We start from the raw sequence: 2,215 nt of genomic DNA, 5'->3' as shown, positions 1-2,215 counted from the left end.
AACTTCATGCTGCACCGACTAGACAGCGATGTTCAGCAGTTGTCGCAGTTCTCCGATGACTTGGCCCACGAACTACGAGCACCCATTTCCAACCTGATGGGCAAAGCCCAGGTGACGTTGTCCCGGGTGAGGCCGGCCGAGGAGTACAAAGCGGTTTTGGAGTCCTCCACCGAAGAGCTTGGGCGCGTAGCCCGGATTGTCTCGGACATGCTTTTCCTGGCACAGGTCAGTCATCCCGCTGCGCTGGTTCCGTTTGAGACCATTGCTCTGGAGGATGAAGCCTTGAAGGTCATCAATCTGTTTTCACTGTCGGCGGAAGATAAACAGATCAGCGTGAGCGTTACTGGCAGGGGGTCGACCATTGGTGATCGGTTGATGATTCAGCGGGCAATTTCCAACCTGATGTCCAATGCAATCCGCCATTGCCCAGTAGGCCAAGCCATCACAATCACCATCGAAGTCCATGCCACAGAAGTCTCGCTACATGTAGCCAACCCAGGCGCAGGTATTGAACCTCAACACCTACCGCACTTATTCGATCGTTTTTATCGAGTTGACACTCATCATTCGCGCGCTGAAGGAAGTACCGGGCTTGGTTTAGCCATTGTGAAATCAATCATGAGTTTGCATCAGGGAGTCGCAGAAGTTAATAGCTGCCCAGGCAAGATCACGACCTTCAAGCTGGGTTTTCCAAACATCCATGGACACACCAGCTGGTGACACCAACCATTGAAAAAACAGCCCTTATTCACGTCATCCGTTCATTCGTGCGTGTTACGACACACACCCATAATTTGGTATTCAATAGTGTGAAGCTTTCCAGCTGAGTCCTCATAGGTCATTCGAAAAGGTACAATGTTGCAAGAGCGAATTGGTGGGGTCGTACTCACCACTTTTGCGATATCAAGCTTCATTCCATCACGATATTTCTGAACTTCCGGAGCTGTCTTGCCTTTTTGAGCTGCGTAGGCTGCCTTTGTTTTCTGATTTGCTTCCATGGCGTTATCGTTGCGATCACCACGGCTTTCAGCGAATGTTATCGAAGACAATGATAGCGTCAGCGCAACAGCACTTAATTTTAAAGCGCTCATCGCAGAGTCTCTTTGAAGTGGTTACAAAGCTGTTAAACTTACGTAAGTTTAACGAGATAAACCTTTCTGACTCATTTCAGAAAAATCACTTATTTGTAATTTCCACCCGTTAGTCTCAAAAGCTTAGTGAGATATCAAAATCTGCCAAGCGCAGTACCGTCCCACCCAGGAGCCATTCGGGAATCCTATAAAACTTACTATTAGATGAAATATTTGTGCATTCTGAATTTAAATTGAATGTCGATTATTTCACACGACTTCAAAATTCGAAGGATTAAGAGGGCTCATTGATCACGCGTTTCGAGAACATATCCAACACCACGCAAGGTATGGATTAGCTTCTTGTCAAAAGGATCATCAATCTTAGCCCGAAGCCTTCTCATTGCTACTTCAACAACATTGGTGTCGCAATCAGCATTCAGCCCCCAGAGAGAGGACATGATTTGCTTGCGCGACAGCGTCGTACCAGTCTGGCGCATCAAGAGGTGTAGCAAGGCGAACTCCTTGTTGGTCAGTTCAATCCGCTGCTTGGCGCGACAGGTCCGGTGTCTGCCCAGATCGAGTTCCAGGTCGCCGACACACAGCACATCGGGCAATGCCGACAATTCAGTGCGACGCATCAGAGTACGTACTCGGGCCAACAGTTCTGGAAACTCAATTGGTTTGACCATGTAATCGTCGGCGCCTAGGTCGAACCCTTTGATTTTGTCCTCCAGACTACCTTTAACGGTAAGTATCATGATAGGCGCAATAATGACCTTGCGAATGCTTACAAGTAAACCCCAATCGTCACGTTGCGGTAGGTTCGCGTCGAGCACTACAAGATCATAAGCCTGTTGGGATACTAAGCGTAAGCCATCGATTCCGCTGGCGACGCAATCAACGACAAATCCGCTTTCAGTCAGCCCCTGATGTAAATAATGGGCGGTTTTCAGCTCGTCTTCTATTATCAAAATACGCATTTTTCATAAAATCTCGATACTAAATAATAAAACATGGCGGCGGCAAAAACTGAGTGCAACACCTGACCTTTCCGGTACGGTGCTGCCCCTATGTCTTATACCGAACTCAGCGTTGAAGAGCGCGCCACCATTCAAATCAGTCATGCCCAAGGCTTCAGCCTG

At 48.1% G+C, this 2,215-nt stretch carries 3 protein-coding genes; 1 reads left to right on the top strand and 2 read right to left on the bottom strand.

Annotated elements, in window-relative coordinates; translation table 11 throughout:
- Positions 1 to 720, top strand: a 720-nt coding sequence (locus tag FQ182_RS29490) for a heavy metal sensor histidine kinase (protein ID WP_149415355.1), incomplete at its 5' end; no start/stop codon positions are given.
- Between the two features lie 41 nt (positions 721 to 761).
- Here FQ182_RS29490 and FQ182_RS29485 read toward each other — a convergent pair.
- Positions 762 to 1,091, bottom strand: coding sequence for a DUF2790 domain-containing protein (locus tag FQ182_RS29485; protein WP_149415354.1), 330 nt, complete (start codon positions 1,089 to 1,091; stop codon positions 762 to 764).
- A 284-nt stretch (positions 1,092 to 1,375) separates the two neighbouring features.
- Positions 1,376 to 2,053: a heavy metal response regulator transcription factor gene (locus tag FQ182_RS29480; protein WP_149415353.1), complete on the bottom strand. Its 678-nt coding sequence runs from the start codon at positions 2,051 to 2,053 to the stop codon at positions 1,376 to 1,378.
- Between the last annotated feature and the right edge of the window lie 162 nt (positions 2,054 to 2,215).

It is taken from the genome of Pseudomonas sp. ANT_H4, from assembly GCF_008369295.1.
Classification (GTDB): domain Bacteria; phylum Pseudomonadota; class Gammaproteobacteria; order Pseudomonadales; family Pseudomonadaceae; genus Aquipseudomonas.
Note: the sequence above shows the minus strand (reverse complement) of the source record. Positions and strands in the feature narration are given on the sequence as shown.

Coding starts and splice junctions, on each gene's coding strand:
- FQ182_RS29480 (WP_149415353.1), bottom strand. CDS start 2,053: ATGCGTATTTTGATAATAGAAGACGAGCTGAAAACCGCCCATTATTTA.
- FQ182_RS29485 (WP_149415354.1), bottom strand. CDS start 1,091: ATGAGCGCTTTAAAATTAAGTGCTGTTGCGCTGACGCTATCATTGTCT.